The following is a 305-nucleotide window of genomic DNA, read 5'->3' as shown; positions in this document are numbered from 1 at the left end:
GAAGAAAAGTATTTAGCTCATGTTAAATTATGTCTTTTTAATGTTTTGATTATATTTTCGATCTTTTCATCAAAATCTTTATCATTAGCTTTTTTATCATTTACTTGAATTAACATAGCAGGATTGATATTATCTATCAATCCTTCTTCGGTTATATACTTTTGCTTAATTTCTTTAAATTTAGCACATGCAACATCTAATAATTCTAAGTCACTAAGTTGTTCACTGTTAATTTCAGATAATCCTTCATTTAAATGACCATTAATTTTAAGTAATTTAATATCATCTTCTTTTAGTTCTTTTTC

The 305-nt window shown here is 23.6% G+C and carries 1 protein-coding gene; it reads right to left on the bottom strand.

Annotated features, from left to right (window positions below; genetic code table 4):
• On the bottom strand, positions 1-305 hold a 305-nt coding region (locus N9R85_RS03925), incomplete at both ends, for a hypothetical protein (protein ID WP_396888776.1).

The sequence above is a fragment of the Mycoplasma sp. CSL7503-lung genome (genome assembly GCF_025515455.1).
GTDB lineage: Bacteria > Bacillota_I > Bacilli_A > Mycoplasmatales > Metamycoplasmataceae > Mycoplasmopsis.
The sequence above is the reverse complement of the archived record's forward strand: the minus strand, read 5'-3'. Positions and strand labels throughout refer to the sequence as shown.